We start from the raw sequence: 18,232 nt of genomic DNA, 5'->3' as shown, positions 1-18,232 counted from the left end.
GGTCGCCCGTGATCTGCCTGTGTCACCGGCAGCCGACACGGCCCACGCTAGCCGTGATCCAGGTCACACGGGATCGCCCGGAACGCGGATTCCGGTCAACCACGGGGAAGGGCGCGGCGATGATCACCCGATAGAGGTCCCGACGGGGGCCGGCGTGCCGGGACGGCGGGGTGAGCGGCGTCAGTCGCCGTCCAGGCCGCGTTCGATCGCGTAGCGGACGAGTTCGACGCGGTTGTGCAACTGGAGCTTGCCCAGGGTGTTCTGGACGTGGTTCTGCACGGTGCGGTGCGAGATGACCAGCCGCTCGGCGATCTGCCGGTAGCTGAGTCCCTTGGCCACCAGGCGCAGCACCTGCGTCTCGCGCTCGGTCAGCCGGGGCACGTCCCGTACGCCGGACGTCTCCGCGGCGCCGGGCCCGGCGGCCAGCCGCCGGTACTCCCCCAGCACCAGCCCCGCGAGGCCCGGGGTGAACACCGCGTCCCCCGCCGCCGTGCGCCGCACCGCCTCGACCAGTTCCTCGCGCGCCGCCGACTTCAGCAGGTAGCCGGTGGCGCCGGACTTGACCGCCTCCAGCACGTCCTCGTGCTCCCCGCTCGCGGACAGCACCAGCACCCGCAACGACGGCTCGGCGGCGACCAGTCGACGGCAGACCTCGGCGCCGGGCAGCCCGGGGAGGTTGAGGTCGAGCACCAGCACCCCGGGCCGCACGGCGCCGGCCCTGCGTACCGCCTCTGGGCCGTCCCCCGCGGTCGCCACCACGTCGTACCCGGCCTCGGCCAGGTCCCGGGCGACCGCGTCGCGCCACATCGGGTGGTCGTCCACCACCATGACCCTGACGGACCCGGCAGTGCGCGGCTCGGTCATGGCGTACGTCCCCTCCGGTCGTGACGGCGTACGGCGTCGCGGGAACCGGGGCGGCGCGGCACCCGCAGTTCGACCTCCGTGCCCTGTCCGGGTACGGAGACCACCTCGGCGGCGCCGCCGAGGTCGCGCAGGCGGCCGCGGATGGACTGCGCGACGCCGAGCCTGCCCTCGGCCGCGGCGTCCGCGAGACGTCCCGGGGGAATGCCGGGGCCGTCGTCGCGCACGCTCACCAGCACCGCGTCCGGCTCGTCCTCGACGAGGATCCAGGCGCGGGCGCCGGGCCCGGCGTGCCGGGTGACGTTGTCCAGCGCTGCACCGACCGCCGCGGCGACCTCGGCGGCGGTACGCGGCTCCAGGGGCACCGGGTCGGCGGGCGCGGCCACGGTGACCGCCGGCCCGGCGTGGCGGCCGATCAACTCCCGCAGATCGCAGGGCCCTTGGAGCCCGGTGTCCGGGAGCAGGTCACCGGCGGGGGTGTCCGCCGCGCCGCCGACGAGCCCGGCGTCCGTCGCGGCGACCGGCGGGCCCGGCGCTCCGGCACCCAGCACCAACGCCCGCAGCGCCGCCTCCTGTTCGCCCGCGAGCCTGCCCAACTCGGCCGCCTCGCCACCGATCTCGCCGCCCCTGCGCTGCACCATCGCCAGCACCTGGAGCACGCTGTCGTGGATGTCGCGGGCCAGCCGCTCGCGTTCCCTGGTGGCCGCGTCCACCCGCAGCGCCCGGGCGAGCGCGGCCTCGCTGCCCCGGGCCACCTCGACCACGTAGCCGATGCCGGTACTGACGAAGAACAGCAGCACGATGCTGTGCACGTTGCCGCCGGTGAGCGCGCCGCGCTCCACCACGTTGGACACGCCGACCACCGCCGACGCGCCGGCCGCCCAGCGCCAGCCGCCCTTGATGGCGAAGGCCAGCACGGCGCCCGCGGTCCAGATCGACGGCAGCGTGTTGTCGCCCGCGACGACCCGGGCGTGGGTGTCGAAGGCGTCGGTGAGCAGGATGCCGGTCAGCGCGACCGCCAGCTCCGCCAGCAGGAAGCCCTTGGTGCAGCGCAGGGCGGAACCGGTCCTGCGCAGCGTCGCCAGTGTCCACAGGGCGAGGGTGCCCAGATAGAGCCAGCCGCCGAGCGGATGCGCGTACTTCCCGCACGTGTGGCAGTAGCGGGCGACGGCGTAGCACAGCGCGAGCACGCGGAACGCGGTGAGGGCGCGCCACAGCGGCCGCTCCACGGATATCCGGGAGATGCCGCCCTTCCCGACGGCGGCGTTCACTCGCTGCCGGGGCCGCCCGCCGGGTCCTCGGCGGCCTCGGCCTTCTTCTTCGCCTCCGCGATCTGCCTTTTCGCGGCCGTCGCGTAGATGTCCACGTACTCCTGGCCGGAGAGCTTCATGATCTCGTACATGACCTCGTCGGTCACCGAGCGCAGGATGAAGCGGTCGTTCTCCATGCCGTGGTAGCGGCTGAAGTCCAGCGGCTTGCCGATGCGGATGCCCGGGCGCATCAGCTTGGGCACGATCTTGCCCGGGGGCTGGATCTTCTCGGTGTCGATCATGGCGACCGGGATCACCGGCGCGCCGGAGGCCAGCGCCACCCGGGCCAGACCGCCGGGCTTGCCCCGGTACAGCCGCCCGTCCGGGGAGCGGGTGCCCTCCGGGTAGATGCCGAACAGCTCGCCGCGCTCCAGCACCTCCAGGCCGCTCCTGATCGCCGCCTCGCCCGCGCCGCGCGCGCCGGAGCGGTCCACCGGCAGCTGCCCGACACCCTTGAAGAAGGCCGCCGTCAGCTTCCCCTTGACTCCGGGGGAGGTGAAATATTCGGCCTTGGCGATGAAGGTCACCTTGCGGTCGAGCATGGCGGGCAGGAAGAAGGAGTCCGAGAAGGACAGGTGGTTGCTCGCCAGGATCGCCGGGCCCTCCTTGGGGATGTTCTCCAGCCCCTCCACCCAGGGCCGGAAGGCGAGCCGGAGCCCCCCGCCGACCGACAGCTTCATCATGCCGTAGAACAACCCAGGACCTCCTGTAGGCGACGGCAAGACCTTATCCCGCCAACGCCCCGCCCTCCCCTCCTGGTGCCCGCCCGCCGGATCTACCGGGTGCCCGGTCCTCCGCGTACTGTGAAGTACCTGTTGGGGAAGTACCTGTCGGGCGACATCGGGCGACGACGCTTCATGCCCCGGCCCCATGTGACACCACACCGCACCTCACCTTTAGGAGACCACGGTGCCGCTGCTGCCCGGAGCCGAGCCGTACCGCCACGACGGCGGCGAGACCGGCGTACTGCTGTGCCACGGATTCACCGGCTCCCCGCAGTCCATGCGCCCCTGGGGACAGTACCTGGCGGAGCACGGCCTGACCGTCTCCGTGCCGCTGCTGCCCGGACACGGCACCCGGTGGCAGGACATGCAGGTCACCGGCTGGCAGGACTGGTACGCGGAAGTCGACCGCGAACTGCGGGCGCTGCGCGAGCGGTGTGCGCGGGTCTTCGTCTTCGGGCTGTCCATGGGCGGCGCGCTCACCCTGCACCTGGCCGCCCAGCACGGCGACGCGATCAGCGGCATCGTGCTGATCAACCCCTCGGTCAAGGCGGACAGCGCGCAACTGAGGGCGGTCGGCCTGGTCCGGCACTTCGTGCCCTCGGTCAAGGGCATCGCCAGCGACATCGCCATGGGCGGCACCGAGGAGCTGGGCTACGAGCGCACCCCGCTGCACGCCGTGCACTCGATGACCAAGCTGTGGAAGACGGTGCAGGCCGAACTGCCCCGGGTCACCCAGCCGCTGCTGCTGATCAACAGCCGCACCGACCACGTCGTGCACCCCTCCAACGCGGAGCTGGTCGCCGACCGCGTCTCCTCGGCCGACCTGACCCGGCGGGTGCTGGAGCGCAGCTACCACGTGGCCACGCTGGACCACGACGCGGAGGAGATCTTCGCGAGCAGCCTGGCGTTCGTCAGGCGGCTGGCGCCGGAGGCCTCCCAGGCGCCCGGCAAGGACGAGGTGGCCAGTGGCGGAGCGTGACGGGACACCGCCGCAGGACGGCACGGGCGGCGACGGGCTCGACGAGGAGGCTGCGTGGGCCCGGATCGTCGCGGCGTACGAGGACGGTCCTGAGGACGGGCAGGCGTCGTGGCCCGAGGCGGAGAACGTCCCGGACGAGGAGGACTCCGGCCAGGACAGGTCGCCGCTGAACGACGGCATCCCGGTCATCCCGCGCGCGTTCGTCGTGCGGGCGCCCGCACCGGGCCCCCGGGACTACGAGGCGGACGACGAGGACGAGGGCCACTTCGTGCCCCCGGAGCCGCCGCCGCTGCCGCAGGCGGACGTCACGACGAAGTTCGCGTGGCTGGCGGTCGTGGGCGGCCCGGTGCTGCTGGTGCTGTACGTGCTGCTCCAGCAGCCGGTGCCGTGGTGGGCGATGGTCGTCGGCGTCGGCGGCTTCCTGGGCGGCTTCGGCACCCTGGTGGCCCGCATGCGCGACCGCGACGAGGAGGACGACGACCCGCACGGCGGGGCGGTCGTCTGAGGCCGCCGTCTCCCGGGTGAGCCGGGCCGCGGCCCTACGCGGGCGGCGCGAGCCGTAGGGCAGCGAGCACGGGCAGGTGGTCGGTGGCCGCCCGCAGGTCGGACTCCGTGACGCCGGGCAGCCCGCGGGGCACCCCGCATCCCAGCACCTCGACCCCCTTGCCCACGAACACCGCGTCGATCCGCTGGGCCGGGTCGCCGGGGCGCGAGGTGTACTCCCCGCCCCAGCCCCGTACCGCCCACGCGTCCCTCAGCTGAGCCGCGATCCGGTCGAACGCGGGGCTGCCGGGGCGGGCGTTGAAGTCGCCGCCCACCACGGTGGCCGCCGGGTCGTCCGACGCGGCGACGCGCTCGAGCAGCAGGCCGGCCTGCTCGTAGCGCTCGGCCGCGTTGACGCTCAGGTGGCAGCTGACGACGTTGAGCCGGGCGGCGCCGAAGCCCAGCACGGCGGTCGCGAAGCCGCGTTGGTGCAGCCCGGGGGTGCGCGGCAGCAGCACGTCCTCGGTGCGCAGCACCCGCGCCCGCAACGACGCCAGGATCATCGGCCCCGACGCCGTCGCGCCGCCGGTGACGGTGACCAGGCCGCTCTCCCGGGCCAGCCGGGCGGCCTTCTTGCGCCAGCGGAAGAACCGCGGCGCCTCCTGCACACAGACCACGTCCGGCGCGCAGGCCCGGATCACCCGGACCAGCGCGTCGTGGTCGTCGCGCAGGGAGCGAACGTTGTAGCTGAGCACCCGGACGACCGCCGAGCCGTCCGCCCCCGTCGCCGACTCCGGCAGGTCGTCCAGTGCTGTCACCGCGTCACCGTCTCCGAATCCGTCAGAACGTGTCAGAACCCGCTGGGCCGCTCAGCCCTGGCGGGCCAGGTCCGCCGCGCCCACCAGGCCCGCCTCGCCGCCCAGCTGGGCCGCGAGCACCTGGGCGTGCGGTCGCCACTGGTTGCCGACCAGCCAGCGCCGGAAGGACTTGCGGATCGGGTCGAGCACGAGGTCGCCCTCGTCCGAGACGCCGCCGCCGACGATGAACGCGGACGGGTCGAAGAGCGAGGCCAGGTCGGCCAGGCCCGCGCCCGCCCAGCGGGCCAGCTCGCGGAAGGAGTCGACCGCGACCGGGTCGCCCGCCCGGGCGGCCTCGCTGATGTGCCTGCCCTCGATGGTCTCCGGGGTGCCGTCGCCGAGGCCGAGCAGGATCTCCGCGTTCTCCGGGGTGGCCGCGGCGCGCTGCCGGGCGTACCGAACGAGAGCCCGGCCGGAGGCGTACTGCTCCCAGCAGCCCTGGCTGCCGCAGCCGCACAGCAGGCCGTCCGGCACCACCCGGATGTGGCCGAACTCGCCCGCCACGCCGAAGCGCCCGCGGTGCAGCCGCCCGCCGATGATGATGCCGCCGCCGAGGCCGGTGCCGAGGGTGATGCACACGACGTCGTCATGGCCCTGGCCGGCGCCGAAGCGGTACTCGCCCCAGGCGGCGGCGTTGGCGTCGTTCTCCACCACGACCGGCAGGCCGACGCGCTGCTCGACCTTGTCCTTGAGCGCTTCGTGACGCCAGTTGATGTTCGGCGCGAACAGGACGGTCGCCCGCTTGTTGTCGACGTAGCCCGCCGCGCCGATGCCCACGGCCTCCGCCGGGTGGCCGGCGCTCACGGTGCGCACCGCGTCGGCGATGGCGTCGATGACGCCCTCGGGCGTCAGCGGGGTCGGCACCTTGCAGGTCTCCAGGATGGAGCCCTCTTCGTCGACCACGCCGGCCGCGATCTTGGTACCGCCGATGTCGACGCCGATGGTGAGTCCCATATGTCCCTCAGATTTCGTCGAACCCCGCTGAGGCAACGGTACCCGAGGCGAGATGCCGGGGGACGGGGCGTCGGGCGATCACCGTCGGCACGGGATCAGTCGAGGTCGATGCGCTCGGGTCCGGGGCCGTCGTCGCCGGGGGTCTCGGTGCTCCGGGTCGCCCGCGTCCAGCGGCTCTCCTGGCCGGTGACGGCGGCACGGTAGGCGGCGAGCAGCTCGGAGCCCGCGCCGGCGAGGTGCTCGAAGACGTCGGGATTGCGGTCCCTGATCGGGGTGACGACGGCCTTCACCTGGGAGATCACGGCCTGCGCGGCCATCTCGGCGGCGGGGGAGCGCAGTTCCGCGACCTTGTCGGCGACGGCCTCGGCGAGCTTGCGCAGCTCGTCGGCGGCGCTGCCGGGGCGGTAGCCGGCCTGCTCCCGGCGCCTGGCCTTCTCGCGCGCGAGGTCCTCCGCGCACGCCGTCGACCACGCGTCGGCGTCGGTCTGCGGACGATCAAGGCCATCGCTCATGGGGGACTCCCTCGCAACGTGTGTCCTACCGACGGTACCGGACGCGTGCTGCTCCGCAGGTCCGAAAAGGGGCGCGGGGAACGGCGCGACCAGCCACGACGGTGGGTGGGATGGCCACTCGCCGTAGGTGCCCCGGTGGTTCTCCCGGCCACTGACCGGTAGGACCTGGGCGCGCAGTTCCCCGCGCCCCTGAAAGCACCGCCGCACCGCAAGCCTCGAAAGGGGCGCGGGGAACGGCGTGACCAGCCATGACGGTGAGAGGGGAGCCACTGGGCGGGGTGGCAGGGCGGTGTCGCCGGCCACCGGCCGATGGGGGCCGTTCGCGCAGTTCCCCGCGCCCCCCAAAGCAAAGCGCCGCCGCACCGCAAGCCCCAAAGGGGCGCGGGGAACTGCGCGCTCAGCCCACTACCGGTCAGTGGCCGGGAGAACCACCGAGACACCTACGGCGAGTGGCTACTTTTCGGACCTGCGGAGCAGCTTTCCCCGCGTCCCTCACCGACGCAGGCTTACCGGGGCCACAAGGACGGGTCCGGCGTGAAGCGGACCTCCAGGGCTCCGTCTCGGAGGGCCGCGCCCTCCACCCTGCAACGGCGAAGGGCCGAAGGCAGCGGCAGCACGCGGCGGAAACCGGCCGCGTCCACCACGAGTTCGTCCCCCCGCCGGACCAGGTCGAGCCGGTCGCGGCTCGCGCCGGGCAGCGGGAGCCGCCACAGCAGCAGTCCGTCGTCCGACAGCCGGTCCTCGACCGACCAGGGGTCCGGCGCCGGGGCGTCCGGGCGGCCGCCGCCCGTGGGCGCGGTGACCCCCAGCTCCTCCAGGTCCCGTACGCCGTGCGGATCGCGCCCGAGGTGCGGCAGTTCGGCGACCGTGACGTCCGCCAGGTCGCCGAACTCCGCGCGCAGCCCCTTCAGATGCTCGCGCTGCTGCCCGGTCAGCCGGGCCAGGAACGGGTCCGGCGAGCCGGTCGGCAGAAGGCGGTTGGCGGCGACGGACTCCAGGCGCAGCCCGTACAGCGCGAGCCCGGTGCGCGCGGTCCGCAGGGCCGTCGCGGCCCGCGCCCCCGGCTCCACGACCAGCCGTACCCCGGTGGAGGCCGCCGCGATCACCGCCTGGACGGCGGCGAGTTCGGCGTCCCAGCGGGCGGCGGCGTCGTACAGCCACTCCGCGGGCATCGGCACCCCCGCGAGCTGCGCCAGCATCGGCCGCAGCGCCCTGGCCGCCTGCCGTTCCGAGGGCAGCAGGCGGTCGAGGTAGCGGCGCAGTTGCTCCGGCAGCGCCAGCAGTCGCAGCGCGCCCGGCACCGGCGGCAGGTCGGCCACCACGGTGTCGTGGCCCGCCTCCGCCGCCGCGCCCAGCGCCTGGAGCAGCGCGAACTCCTGCGCGCCGGGCAGGTCGGTGAACTCCTCGTCGTCCAGCGGGGCCGCGCCCAGCAGGTCGAAGACGACGCCGAGGCGGCCCTGGAGTTCGCGGGCGCGCTCGCGGAAGACGGCCGTCGCGTCGACGCGTTCCACGGTGAGGCCGGGCGCGGCGCCGGTGGCCAGGCCGGCGGGCGCCTCGTCGCAGCCGAGCAGCAGGACGCGTTCGCCCTCGCGGGCGGCGGCGAGCGCGGCGGCGGCCGCGACGGTGGTGGTCCCGGCGCCGCCGGGGCCGGTGACAAGGAGGGTGCGCATGTCGGTCAGGCGGATTCCGCGCCGCCGCCCTCGACGCGCTTCTTCAGCCCGGCGAGCGCGCGGTCGATGATCACCTTCTCGGCCTTGCGCTTGATCATGCCGAGCATGGGGATCTTGACGTCCACGGTCAGCTGGTAGGTGACCTCGGTCCGCTTGCCGCCCTCCAGCGGGGCGAGGGTGTAGGAGCCGTCGAGGGTGCGCAGCATCTGGGACTTCACCAGCGACCAGCTGACCTGGTCCGGGCCGCCCCAGGTGTAGGCGAGGGTGTGGTCGTCCTTGATGGCGCCCGCGTCGAGGACCAGGCGGACCCTCTCGGCGCGGCCCTGCGCGTCGGTGGCCAGGATCTCGGCCTCCTTGACCTCACCGGTCCACTCCGGGTAGCGGGCGAAGTCCGAGATCACCCCCATGACCTCGGCCGGGGCCGCGTCGATCGTGATGCTCGACCTGGTGTGTTCCGCCATCGCCGTGGCCCCTCCGGGACTTCGCGTCGTGTCTGTGGGTGTCAATGAAGGTGAGTGAAGGTGGGTGTCACTCGGGTGGTGACAGTGGTGATGGTGCAGGTTATCGCGCACCCGTGCGGCGCGGGGCGCGTGGCGGCGGCTCGGCGCCGCGCTACCACTCCAGCACGTAGGGGACGCGGGTGGCGTTGAAGTGCCCGACGTTGACGCATTCCGTGGCACCGATCCGCATCCGCCGGGTGAGCGGCTGATGGACGTGGCCGAAGAAGGAGTACTTCGGGCGCACCGCGTGGATGGCGTCCAGCAGCGCCTGGCTGCCGCGCTCGAAGCGGCGCGCCACGGTGTCGTAGCACAACTCCGGTACGGCGGGCGGGATGTGCGAGCACAGGACGTCGACCTCGCCGAGCGCGGCGATCTTGGCGGCGTACGTCTCGTCGTCGATCTCGTACGGGGTGCGCATCGGGGTGCGCAGGCCGCCGCCGACGAAGCCGAAGACCATGCCGCCGAGTTCGACGGTCGCGCCGTCCAGCACGGTGGTGCCGTCACCGGCGTATTCCGGCCACAGCGACGGCACGTCGACGTTGCCGTAGGTGGCGTAGGTCGGGGTGGGCAGCACGGCGAACAGCTCGGCGTACTGCTTGCGCACCGCGGCGTCCATGGCGCTGTCGCGGTCGATGCCCTCCCACAGACTCCGGCCGAACGCGCGGGCCTCCTCGAAGCGCCGGGCGGTGCGCAGTTCCACGATGCGGTCGGCGGCCTCGACGCCGAACAGGTCGGGGAAGATGCCGCGGGTGTGGTCCGCGTAGTCGAGGAAGAGGATCAGGTCACCGAGGAGCACCAGCGCGTCCGCGCCCTCCCCCGCCCCGGCCAGGGCTTCCACCGCTCCGTGGACGTCGCTCACCACATGCACCCGCATGGCCCTCACCATACGGTCACCGCCTCGTGCCGCGGTGGGCGGACCCGTCACGCGCGGTGGGCGCATGATGTCGACTAGGGTTCGCGACATGCCGCGCGGGCGTCGCCGGACGCCGACGCGGCCGGCGCGGCACCCCGCACGCGCCGCGAGGACGGGGCCAGGGCCGTACACCGTACGTGCCACCTGGATGACACACCGATGTGACATCCGTGTGACGCGCCGAACATCTGTGCCCGACCCCCTATCCCCGCGGTCTACCGATGGGTAACGTCCGGGCAGTCCGAATATGGCTCTTGATCAACGGCTCGGCCGGCTCCGGCCACTGGTCACGGGCGCAGCCGACGACGAAGCCGGCGCCGACGAGGAGCAGCAGTCTTGCGCGAGTTCAGCCTTCCGGCCCTGTACGAGGTCCCCGCCGACGGCAACCTGACGGATCTGATCCGCCGCAACGCCGCTCAGCACCCCCAGGTCGCCGTACTGGCCAGAAAGGTCGCCGGAAGCTGGCGGGACGTCACCGCCACCACCTTCCTCGCCGAGGTGCGCGCCGCCGCCAAGGGCCTGATCGCCTCCGGCGTGGAGCCGGGCGACCGCGTGGCGCTGATGTCGCGCACCCGCTACGAGTGGACGCTGCTGGACTTCGCGATCTGGAGCGCGGGCGCGGTCACCGTGCCGGTCTACGAGACCTCCTCCGCCGAGCAGGTGGAGTGGATCCTGTCCGACTCCGGCGCGGTCGCGGTGCTGGTGGAGTCGGCCGGCCACGAGGCGGTCGTGAAGTCGGTGCGCGAGCGGCTGCCGCGGCTGAAGCACGTGTGGGGCATCGACTCCGGCGCGGTGGAGACCCTGGGCGCGGCCGGCAGCGACGTCTCCGACGCGCAGGTCGACGAGCGCAGCGCGATCGCCGACGCGGACACCCCGGCGACCATCGTCTACACCTCCGGCACCACCGGCCGCCCCAAGGGCTGCGTGCTCACCCACCGCGCGTTCTTCGCGGAGTGCGGCAACGTGGTGGCCCGCCTCAAGCCGCTGTTCCGCACCGGCGACTCCTCCGTGCTGCTCTTCCTGCCGCTGGCGCACGTGCTGGGGCGGCTGGTGCAGGTCGCGGCGCTGATGGCCCCGATCAAGCTGGGGCACGTCAGCGACATCAAGAACCTCACCGACGACCTCGCCGGCTACCGCCCGACGCTGGTGCTGGGCGTGCCGCGGGTCTTCGAGAAGGTCTACAACTCGGCGCGCGCGCAGGCCCAGGAGGGCGGCAAGGCGAAGGTGCTGGACAAGGCGGTGGCGGTGGCCATCGACTACAGCCGTGCCCTGGACACCGCCGCCGGCCCCGGTCTCGCGCTGCGGCTGAAGCACAAGGCGTTCGACCGGCTGGTCTACAGCAAGCTGCGCGGCGTGCTCGGCGGCCGCACCACGCACGCCATCTCCGGCGGCGCACCGCTGGGCGAGCGGCTGGGCCACTTCTACCGTGGCATCGGCTTCACCGTGCTGGAGGGCTACGGCCTCACCGAGTCCTGCGCCGCGACCGCGTTCAACCCGGCGGACCGGCCGAAGATCGGCACCGTCGGGCAGCCGCTGCCGGGCAGCGTCGTGCGGATCGCGGACGACGGCGAGGTGCTGCTGCACGGCGAGCACCTGTTCACCGGCTACTGGAACAACGAGGCGGCCACCGCTGAGGCGCTGGCGGACGGCTGGTTCCACACCGGGGACATCGGCACGCTGGACGAGGACGGTTATCTGACCATCACCGGCCGCAAGAAGGAGATCATCATCACGGCGGCCGGCAAGAACGTGCCCCCCGCGGTGATCGAGGACCGCGTCCGTGCGCACGCGCTGATCGCCGAGTGCATGGTGGTCGGCGACGCCAAGCCGTTCGTGGGCGCGCTGGTGACGCTGGACGAGGAGTTCCTGCCGCGCTGGGCCGAGCAGCACGGCAAGCCCGCCGGTTCCACGGCGGCCACCCTCAGGGACGACCCGGACCTGCTGGCCGAGGTGCAGCGGGCGGTCGACGACGGCAACGCGGCGGTCAGCCACGCCGAGGCGGTCAAGAAGTTCCGCGTGCTGCCGGGCCAGTTCACCGAGGAGTCCGGCCACGTCACCCCGTCGCTGAAGCTCAAGCGGAACGTGGTGCTGCGCGACTACGCGGACGAGGTCGAGGCGCTGTACGGCTCCTGAGCGCGGCCGTCGCGGCCCGGTTGCGGGGGCGGCTCGCGCCGCCCCCGCAACCGGGCCTCTACAGCAGGCCGCGCAGGCGGTCCGCCAGCAGGTCCCAGCGCCAGGACTCCTCCACCCAGCGCCGCCCGCGCGAGCCGAGGCGTGCGCGCAGTTCGGGGTCCTCCAGCAGGGTCGCGACGCGGTCGGCCGCCTGGTCGGGCTCGCCGCCGCGCACCACCCACCCGGTCTCGCCGTCGAGCACCGCGTCCGGCGCGCCCCCGGAGTCGCCCGCCACGACCGGCAGTCCGGTGGCCGACGCCTCCAGGTAGACGATGCCCAGGCCCTCGACGTCCAGCCCGCCCCTGCGGGTGCGGCACGGCATCGCGAAGACGTCGCCCGCGCCGTAGTGCGCGGGCAGTTGCTCCCACGGGACGGCGCCGGTGAAGCGCACCGCCTCGGCGACACCGGTGTCGGCGGCGAGCTTCTCCAGCTCGGCGCGGTACGGGCCGTCGCCGACGATCAGCAGGACCGCGTCCGGCACCCGGCGCAGCACGTCGGGCATCGCCCGGATCAGGGTGTCCTGCCCCTTGCGGCGCACCAGCCGGGAGACGCACACCACGACCGGCCGGTCGGACAGGCCCAGCCTGCCGCGCACCACGGCGCCGCCGGAGCCGGGGTGGAAGGCCTTCTCGTCGACGCCGGGCGGCAGTTGGACCATGCGGGAGGCGGCGGCGGGAGTGAGCGCCCCGGCGATGCGGGAGCGGGTGTACTCGCCGAGGTAGGTGACCGTGTCGGTGGCCTCGCCGATCCGGCGCAGCAGGCGCCGGGAGGCGGGCAGCTGGGCCCAGGCCGCCTCGTGCCCGTGGGTCGTCGCCACGATCCGCCGGGCGCCGGCCGCGCGCAGCGCCGGGGCCATCAGCCCGAGCGGCGCCGCCGCGCCGAACCACACCGAGGAGCAGCCGTGCTCGCGCAGCAGCCGTGCCGCCCGGCGGGTCACCCGCGGCGTCGGCAGCAGCATCGAGGTGCGGTCGCGGACGACCGGGAACGGCTGGTCGGCGTCGAAGGCGGCGACCTCGGAGCCGTCCTTCCAGGTGGAGGCGTAGACCACCACCTTCCCGGGGTCGAGCCGCAGCGCCATGCTGTGCACGAACGCCTGGATGCCGCCGGGGCGGGGCGGGAAGTCGTTGGTGACGATCAGGGTCTTGTCCATCGGGTCCGACGTTATCGGGTGCGGGTTTTTTCTGCGCAGGATGCGGATGCCTCAGTCCGGGGGGTGCACGGTCGTGTCGGCCCCACGGCCGGTGGGGGCGGGTCGCGCAGTTCCCCGCGCCCCTGAAAAACACCGGCGCACCGCAAGCACGAAAAGGGGCGCGGGGAACTGCGCGACCAGCCACAGACCACCCGCAGACGGGCGACAACCCGAGCCCCACACCCCCGCCCCGAAGGACCCCGTAGCGTAGCCTGAGCCGAACCCCTGACCGAACCCTGAGCGAAGGAGACCGCGCTGCCGGTCCTCACCAGCCCCGACAGCCCACCGCGCGACGTACCGGGTGCCACGCCCGGCTCCCGGGTCAGGGAGTGGGCCGAGCTGGCCTGGCCGCCGCTGGCGGTCTGGGCGGGCGCGATGGCGCTGCAACTGCTGATGCTGGCCTGGCTCGCCAACCGGCCCGACTGGCTGCACGCGGCGCTCACCCCGTGGGACAACCAGTGGTACGTGCAGATCGCGCAGCAGGGCTACCCGCACGGCTTCAGCTACGACGCGCAGGGGCACCTGACCGGCAACACGCTGGCGTTCTTCCCGCTCTACCCGGCGCTGATCAAACTGACGGGCGCGGTCACCGGGCTCGGCGGGCAGAGCGCGTCGGTGGCGGTGAGCTGGCTGGCCTCGGCGGGCGCGGCCGTCGCCACGCACCGGCTGGGCTCGCGGTTGTACGGGCCGAGGGCGGCCCTGTGCCTGGTGCTGGTGGTCTTCACCCAGCCGATGGCGATCACGTTGTGGATCGGGTACAGCGAGAGCCTGTTCCTGCTGCTCGCGGCGGTGTGCCTGCTGGCCGTGCACCGTGAACGGTGGCTGACGGCGGGTGTGTTCGCGTTGCTGGCGGGGCTGAGCCGGTCCACCGGCGTGGCACTGTCGGCGGCGCTCGCGGTGGCGGCGGGCACCGCGATGTGGCGGGCCCGGCGGATCGACCGGCGGGCGCTCGCCGCGGTGGTGATCGGCGGCCTGGGCGTGCCGGGCTACGTGGCCTGGGTCGGGCTGCGGGTGGGGAGGCCCACGGCGTGGCTGACCATACAGAACGCGGGCTGGAACACGGCGTGGGACTGGGGCCTGGCCACCTGGCGGTTCCTGGAGACCACCCTCCAGCGGGGCAGCGACTGGGTGCCGGTGTCGATCGCGGTCCTGCTGCTGCTCGGCGCGGTGGGCTGCGCGACGGCCGTGCTCCAGCGCACCTGGCCGCCGCTGGTCGTCTACGGTCTGCTGGTCTTCGTCCTGACCGTCGGACAGACCAACTACTACCACTCCAAGCCGCGGTTGCTGGTGCCCGCGCTGCTCACGCTGCTGCCGCTCGCCCGGGCGTTCGGGAAGGCCGGGGTGCGCTCGGCCGGCCCGGCGATGGCGCTGTACGCGCTGTTCGGCACCTGGTTCGGCGCGTACATGTTGACCAACTGGATGTACGCGATCTAGGCGGCCGCCGGGCCACGGTCAGCTCCCGGCCGCGAACCGGCGCGCGGCGGCGATGCGCTGGACCGCCGTGGGGTGGGTGCCGAACAGCAGGTGCAGGGCGCGCGGCGGGTCGGGGTCGGCGACGTTGGCCACCGTCAGCCGCCGCTGCATCGCGATGAACTCGGGCGCGTCGCCGGTCAGCCGCAGCGCGTGCAGGTCCGCCCGGCGCTCCACCCGGCGGCTCACCGCGCAGGTGAACGGTCCCGCCAGTGCCGACAGCAGGGCCGCGACCGCCGCCAGCAGCGGGATCGAGCGGGGATCGGCGAAGCGGGGCGCCCCGCAGGCCGCCAGCAGGGGGTGCCACTGGCAGACGGCCGCCAGCAGCAGCACGCCCGCCGCCGCGCCGACGGCGGCCAGCGCGGTGCCCCGGGTGACGTCGCGGTGCTTGACGTGGCCGAGTTCGTGCGCGGTGATCAGCTCGATCTCGCGCCGCGGCGCCGCCGCGAGCAGGGTGTCGTAGACGACGACGCGGCGGGTGCGGCCGAAGCCGGAGACGTAGGCGTTCAGGGCGGTGGTGCGGCGCGAGGCGTCGGCGACCAGCACGTCGCGCACCGCGATCCGGTCGCGGTCGGCCAGCTCCAGCAGCGCGGCGCGCAACGGCCCCGGCTCCATCGGCGTGAAGCGGTTGAAGAGCGGCTCCAGGACCACCGGCGCCACCCAGGACAGCGCCACGACCAGCAGGGCCGCCGCGAGCGCCGCCCACGCCCACCAGCGCGGCGTCGCGGACGCGGTCGCGTACAGGCCGAACAGGGCGCCGGTGACCAGCGGCAGGCTCACCGCGAGCCCGCGCGCCCGGTCGGCGGCCCAGCCAACCCAGCCCCCGTTCACCAGTCCGAACCGGGCGCGCACCACCCGTACCCGGGCGGCGAACGGCAGGCTCAGCACCTCCTGCGCCAGCACCAGCGCCACCGCGCCGCCCAGCACCCTCGCCCACCACGCGCCGCCGAACGCGGCCACCAGCGCGGCGCCCGCCGGGGTCAGGCCCAGGGCGAGCAGCAGGGCCAGCACGAGCGCCCGTTCCGTCAGCAGCCACGGCCACTGCGCCCGGCGCAACGCGCGCCCCCTGGCGATCTGCTCCGCGGTGAAGTCGCCCGCCGCTGCCGTCACCCCAACTCCTTCGCCACGTACGCCTTCCAGCGGGCGGTGAACCCGGCGCCGCTGACGCCCAGCACCGAGCGCGTCGCCTGCTCGACGCCCTCGCGCCCGGCCGCCTGGTAGAACGCCACCAGATCGGCGTGGCCCCACTGCGCGTCGATCATGCGGCAGGCCAGCCACGCGCCCTCGTACGCCTGCGCGATGCCCGGGGAGCCGGGGGCGAAGCCGGCGGTGGTGGGCAGGGCGGTGGGCGCGCGGCCCGCGCGGACGTCGGTGGCGAGTTCGGGGGCGACGCGACGCGCGGTGAGCCCGCTGCCGCTGTAGCCGACGAGGTCGGCGAAGCCCTCCGACAGCCAGGTCGGGGTCCGCGAGGTGGTCGCGGTGCGCGTGGCGACGTGGGTCAGTTCGTGGGTGAGTACCACCGACCGGCCCAGCGCGCTCAGTTCGCCGAACGCCTGCGGGTTGACGATGACGCGGTCGGCGGGCGCGGTGCCGGTGCCGCGCAGTTCGGCGGTGGTGACGGCGGCGATGCCCTGGTAGGTGCCGGGCGGCGCGCCCAGCAGCGCCGCCATGTCGGCCTCGCTGCCCGGCACTTCGACGATCGCCCGGCCCGGCCAGTCGCCCGGCCACTGACGGCGCACCACGGGCACGGCGGCGTCCGCGAGCCGCGCGTAGGCGTTCAGCGAGGCGGCGCTGCCCGCGCCGAGCACGAGGCTGTGGGCACCGTGGACGACGGTGACCGGCCCCTGGTCCCACGGCTGGACGTCCGAGCGCTTGCCGGAGGCGTCGCCGTCGGTCTGCGAGGCGAGGTACCAGCGGCCCGCGCGCTCGGTGAACGTCAGGTACTCGGTGGAGGCCACCGGCGCGCGGTCGTAGCCGCGCAGCGCGTAGTCCAGCTCGACCCGGGCGGCGACCTGGTGGGCGCTGTCGGCGAGCGGGAACGCGCCGGTCGAGCGCAGCCGGTAGGACCAGGTGGCGAACGGGACGGCGGCCAGGTCGGCGAAGACCCGGCGCTGGCTCGCGAGGTAGCCGGTCGCGTCCGGGTCGACGGTGCCGAGGAAGGCACCGCGGTCGTGGTGGAGCACCGCCCGCGCCCGGGCGTCCAGCACCCCCCGCACCGCGCGGTCGGTGCGCCGCGCCGCGCCGCCGCCCGCGCTCCCGGAGCAGCCCGACACCAGCACGGCGAGGGCCGCCACGCAGCCCAGCGCGGCGGCCCCCGCTCGCCGGATCCGTGGGCCCATGCGTCGATCGTACGGCCGGGGCGGATCGCCCCCGGCGCGGCCTCAGGGCCGCACGACGGCGTCGACGGGCAGCATGTTCACCGGGTCGTAGCGCACCCGGGCGCCGGGGTAGGGGGCGTGGATGACCTTGCCGCCGCCGACGTACATGCCGACGTGCGAGGCGTCGCCCCGGTAGATCACCAGGTCGCCGGGGCGGGCCTCGGCGAGGGGGACGTGCTGTCCGGCGTGCAGTTGCTCCTGGGAGGTGCGCGGCAGGGTGATCCCGGCGTGCTGGTAGGCCCAGTACATCAGGCCCGAGCAGTCGAACGCGGTCGGTCCGGTGCTGCCCCAGGAGTACGGCATGCCCAGCGCCGCGCGTACGGCGGCGACCGCCTCGGCGGCCCGTCCCGAGGCGGCGGGCAGGTCGGGCAGGTCCGGCACCGGGCCGCCGAACGCGGTGCGCCGGTCGTCGGCGCCGCCCAGGCCGACCGCCGCCTGCTGGGCGGCGGTCAGGGTGCCCAGCAGGCGGCGGGCCTCGCCGAGCTTGCCCAGCACGGTCCGCTTGTGGCTGCCGAGTTCGAGCCGGGTGCGGGTCAGCTCGGCGAGCTTGCCCGCCGCCTGACGGCGCTCCTGGTCCAGCACCCGCTGCGCGGCGCGCAGTTGGCGCAGTTGCCCGGTGCGCTCGGAGGCGATGCGGTCGAGGTCGGCGGCGCGGTCGAGGTAACCGCTGGGGTCGGAGGTGAGCAGCAGGGCGAGGGTGGGATCGATGCCGCCGTCGCGGTACTGCTCCCCGGCGACCCGGCCGAGGCTGTCGCGCAGGTCGTTGACCTTCTGCTGGGCACGCGCCAACTCGTCGTGCAGGGTGTCCAGTTCGCCACGCAGCCGCGCCTCGGCCTCGCGGGCCGCGTCGAACTGCTGGGTGGCCTGCTCGGCCTGCTCGTACAGTCCCTCGACCTTGGACCTGACGTCGGCGGGGCTGTCGTGGGACGCGGCGCCGGCCGGCAGCGCGCTGGTGACCGCGGCGGCGGCCGCGGCGGCGGAGAGCACCGTGACACGGCCGGCCCGGACCAGACCCGGCTGCGTGGGACGGCGATGGGACGCCATGGGGGCGCACCTCCTTCTGTGCGGAGGCGACAGTAGCCGCACGGTCACGCAGAGTTCAAAACCCCGCGAGCCACCCGTGATCGGCGTGTTCCGGCAATCCCCAGGTCACGGCCCCCGCACGTCAGCACCCCCCGCCGCACGTCACCCGCACGGCGCACACACGCCGACGACCCGCGGCGCGAACGCCACGGGCCGTCGGGTGAAGTCGGGCAAGC

At 74.3% G+C, this 18,232-nt stretch carries 17 protein-coding genes; 4 read left to right on the top strand and 13 right to left on the bottom strand.

The features are described 5' to 3' along the window. Positions 1–180 precede the first annotated feature (180 nt). From CK485_RS14690 to CK485_RS14680, 3 genes are read right to left on the bottom strand one after another with little or no spacing between them, the layout of a single operon-like run. The gene (locus CK485_RS14690) at positions 181–864 is read right to left on the bottom strand and encodes a response regulator transcription factor (RefSeq protein ID WP_109450636.1); all 684 of its coding nucleotides are present in this window, start codon (positions 862–864) and stop codon (positions 181–183) included. Further along, on the bottom strand, positions 861–2,132 hold the full coding sequence (locus CK485_RS14685) for a DUF5931 domain-containing protein (protein ID WP_241968353.1): 1,272 nt from the start codon (positions 2,130–2,132) through the stop codon (positions 861–863). The genes CK485_RS14690 and CK485_RS14685 overlap by 4 nt, the downstream gene beginning before the upstream one ends. Further along, positions 2,129–2,866, bottom strand: a complete 738-nt coding sequence (locus CK485_RS14680) for a lysophospholipid acyltransferase family protein (RefSeq protein ID WP_199239347.1) — start codon at positions 2,864–2,866, stop codon at positions 2,129–2,131. Before CK485_RS14680 ends, CK485_RS14685 begins: the two co-directional genes overlap by 4 nt. Before the next feature lie 214 nt (positions 2,867–3,080). On the opposite strand from CK485_RS14680, the gene CK485_RS14675 reads away from it, so the two are divergent. Further along, positions 3,081–3,875, top strand: coding sequence for an alpha/beta fold hydrolase (locus CK485_RS14675; protein ID WP_109450634.1), 795 nt, complete (start codon positions 3,081–3,083; stop codon positions 3,873–3,875). Next, the gene (locus CK485_RS14670; RefSeq protein WP_109450633.1) at positions 3,862–4,380 is read left to right on the top strand and encodes a hypothetical protein; all 519 of its coding nucleotides are present in this window, start codon (positions 3,862–3,864) and stop codon (positions 4,378–4,380) included. The genes CK485_RS14675 and CK485_RS14670 overlap by 14 nt, the downstream gene beginning before the upstream one ends. A 34-nt stretch (positions 4,381–4,414) precedes the next feature. On the opposite strand, the gene CK485_RS14665 is transcribed toward CK485_RS14670, so the two are convergent. The 6 genes from CK485_RS14665 to CK485_RS14640 form a co-directional block, all read right to left on the bottom strand. Continuing rightward, entirely contained in the window at positions 4,415–5,176 is a 762-nt protein-coding gene (locus CK485_RS14665) for an endonuclease/exonuclease/phosphatase family protein (protein WP_109450631.1), read from the bottom strand. Positions 5,177–5,227: 51 nt separating this feature from the next. Continuing rightward, positions 5,228–6,169 (bottom strand): ROK family glucokinase, encoded by a 942-nt coding sequence (locus CK485_RS14660; RefSeq protein ID WP_109450629.1) that lies wholly within the window; start codon positions 6,167–6,169, stop codon positions 5,228–5,230. A gap of 95 nt (positions 6,170–6,264) precedes the next feature. After that, positions 6,265–6,681, bottom strand: coding sequence for a DUF5304 domain-containing protein (locus CK485_RS14655; protein WP_109450627.1), 417 nt, complete (start codon positions 6,679–6,681; stop codon positions 6,265–6,267). A 506-nt stretch (positions 6,682–7,187) separates the two neighbouring features. Then, positions 7,188–8,351 carry an ArsA-related P-loop ATPase gene (locus tag CK485_RS14650; RefSeq protein ID WP_109450625.1) on the bottom strand — a complete coding sequence of 388 codons (1,164 nt, stop codon included), beginning with the start codon at positions 8,349–8,351 and terminating at the stop codon, positions 7,188–7,190. 5 nt (positions 8,352–8,356) lie between these two features. Further along, the gene (locus tag CK485_RS14645) at positions 8,357–8,812 is read right to left on the bottom strand and encodes an SRPBCC family protein (RefSeq protein ID WP_109450623.1); all 456 of its coding nucleotides are present in this window, start codon (positions 8,810–8,812) and stop codon (positions 8,357–8,359) included. Positions 8,813–8,963: 151 nt separating this feature from the next. Beyond that, the gene (locus tag CK485_RS14640; RefSeq protein ID WP_109453020.1) at positions 8,964–9,725 is read right to left on the bottom strand and encodes a metallophosphoesterase; all 762 of its coding nucleotides are present in this window, start codon (positions 9,723–9,725) and stop codon (positions 8,964–8,966) included. Positions 9,726–10,100: 375 nt separating this feature from the next. Here CK485_RS14640 and CK485_RS14635 point away from each other — a divergent pair, with 375 nt between their 5' ends. Then, positions 10,101–11,897: an AMP-dependent synthetase/ligase gene (locus tag CK485_RS14635; protein WP_109450621.1), complete on the top strand. Its 1,797-nt coding sequence runs from the start codon at positions 10,101–10,103 to the stop codon at positions 11,895–11,897. Between the two features lie 58 nt (positions 11,898–11,955). Here the strand turns inward: CK485_RS14635 and CK485_RS14630 are convergent, their stop codons facing one another. Beyond that, positions 11,956–13,086 carry a glycosyltransferase family 4 protein gene (locus tag CK485_RS14630; RefSeq protein WP_109450619.1) on the bottom strand — a complete coding sequence of 377 codons (1,131 nt, stop codon included), beginning with the start codon at positions 13,084–13,086 and terminating at the stop codon, positions 11,956–11,958. A gap of 414 nt (positions 13,087–13,500) precedes the next feature. Between CK485_RS14630 and CK485_RS14625 the strand changes: the two genes are divergently transcribed. Continuing rightward, on the top strand, positions 13,501–14,559 hold the full coding sequence (locus tag CK485_RS14625) for a mannosyltransferase family protein (protein ID WP_109450617.1): 1,059 nt from the start codon (positions 13,501–13,503) through the stop codon (positions 14,557–14,559). 18 nt (positions 14,560–14,577) lie between these two features. Here the strand turns inward: CK485_RS14625 and CK485_RS14620 are convergent, their stop codons facing one another. From CK485_RS14620 to CK485_RS14610, 3 genes are read right to left on the bottom strand one after another with little or no spacing between them, the layout of a single operon-like run. Further along, on the bottom strand, positions 14,578–15,705 hold the full coding sequence (locus CK485_RS14620; protein ID WP_109450615.1) for a M48 family metalloprotease: 1,128 nt from the start codon (positions 15,703–15,705) through the stop codon (positions 14,578–14,580). Continuing rightward, positions 15,702–16,934, bottom strand: coding sequence for a hypothetical protein (locus CK485_RS14615; protein WP_199239346.1), 1,233 nt, complete (start codon positions 16,932–16,934; stop codon positions 15,702–15,704). The genes CK485_RS14620 and CK485_RS14615 overlap by 4 nt, the downstream gene beginning before the upstream one ends. A gap of 42 nt (positions 16,935–16,976) precedes the next feature. Then, entirely contained in the window at positions 16,977–18,017 is a 1,041-nt protein-coding gene (locus tag CK485_RS14610; protein WP_109450613.1) for an NlpC/P60 family protein, read from the bottom strand. Between the last annotated feature and the right edge of the window lie 215 nt (positions 18,018–18,232).

The organism is Streptomyces sp. ICBB 8177 (assembly GCF_003144095.1).
Classification (GTDB): Bacteria; Actinomycetota; Actinomycetes; order Streptomycetales; family Streptomycetaceae; genus Streptantibioticus_D.
Note: the sequence above shows the minus strand (reverse complement) of the source record. Positions and strands in the feature narration are given on the sequence as shown.

What these genes read in the sequence shown, in the direction of transcription:
- CK485_RS14690 (WP_109450636.1), bottom strand. Translation starts at nt 864, where the DNA reads ATGACCGAGCCGCGCACTGCCGGGTCCGTCAGGGTCATGGTGGTGGAC.
- CK485_RS14610 (WP_109450613.1), bottom strand. Translation starts at nt 18,017, where the DNA reads ATGGCGTCCCATCGCCGTCCCACGCAGCCGGGTCTGGTCCGGGCCGGC.
- CK485_RS14655 (WP_109450627.1), bottom strand. Translation starts at nt 6,681, where the DNA reads ATGAGCGATGGCCTTGATCGTCCGCAGACCGACGCCGACGCGTGGTCG.
- CK485_RS14625 (WP_109450617.1), top strand. Translation starts at nt 13,501, where the DNA reads ATGGCGCTGCAACTGCTGATGCTGGCCTGGCTCGCCAACCGGCCCGAC.
- CK485_RS14645 (WP_109450623.1), bottom strand. Translation starts at nt 8,812, where the DNA reads ATGGCGGAACACACCAGGTCGAGCATCACGATCGACGCGGCCCCGGCC.
- CK485_RS14660 (WP_109450629.1), bottom strand. Translation starts at nt 6,169, where the DNA reads ATGGGACTCACCATCGGCGTCGACATCGGCGGTACCAAGATCGCGGCC.
- CK485_RS14640 (WP_109453020.1), bottom strand. Translation starts at nt 9,725, where the DNA reads ATGCGGGTGCATGTGGTGAGCGACGTCCACGGAGCGGTGGAAGCCCTG.
- CK485_RS14630 (WP_109450619.1), bottom strand. Translation starts at nt 13,086, where the DNA reads ATGGACAAGACCCTGATCGTCACCAACGACTTCCCGCCCCGCCCCGGC.
- CK485_RS14615 (WP_199239346.1), bottom strand. Translation starts at nt 16,934, where the DNA reads ATGGGCCCACGGATCCGGCGAGCGGGGGCCGCCGCGCTGGGCTGCGTG.
- CK485_RS14650 (WP_109450625.1), bottom strand. Translation starts at nt 8,351, where the DNA reads ATGCGCACCCTCCTTGTCACCGGCCCCGGCGGCGCCGGGACCACCACC.